This is a genomic window from Neisseria sp. P0024.S006 (assembly GCF_051956595.1).
Classification (GTDB): Bacteria; Pseudomonadota; Gammaproteobacteria; order Burkholderiales; family Neisseriaceae; genus Neisseria.
Map to the genome: position 1 here is coordinate 1 of NZ_JBQCXH010000092.1, position 430 is coordinate 430.

At 44.2% G+C, this 430-nt stretch carries 1 pseudogene; it reads right to left on the reverse strand.

The features are described from left to right. Positions 1-359 (reverse strand): annotated as a pseudogene (locus ACTHUF_RS11435) (hypothetical protein); the annotation flags it as partial. Between the last annotated feature and the right edge of the window lie 71 nt (positions 360-430).

The following is a 430-nucleotide window of genomic DNA, read 5'->3' on the forward strand; positions in this document are numbered from 1 at the left end:
GCTTTGGTGATGCTATTGCTAAGATCTTCAACATTCAGGTCTTCTTGTACTGGCATACGTACGATCAGGTCAGTACTACTGCCTAAAGTTTGCACCACAGCATCTTTAAAGCCTGCACGATCCAGTGCCTGCACCACTTGAGCAGGTTGAACACCTTGCTTATAGTTCAATTCAGCTGAGATACCGCCAGTAAAGTCTAAACCGAGATTCAGACCTTTCGTTACGATAAAGAAGATACTGGCAATGGTAATCAGGATCGAGAAGATGGCCGCAGGTGTGGCAATCTTCATAAACGGGATGATTTTTAGATCATCTGGGCGACCGTATTGCTTTGAGTCTTGTTGAGTCAGATCAGTCATGTGAATCTCCTTAAATACTCAACTTGGTCAAATTACGGCGCTTGCCATAAATGAGCTGTACGATTGCACGT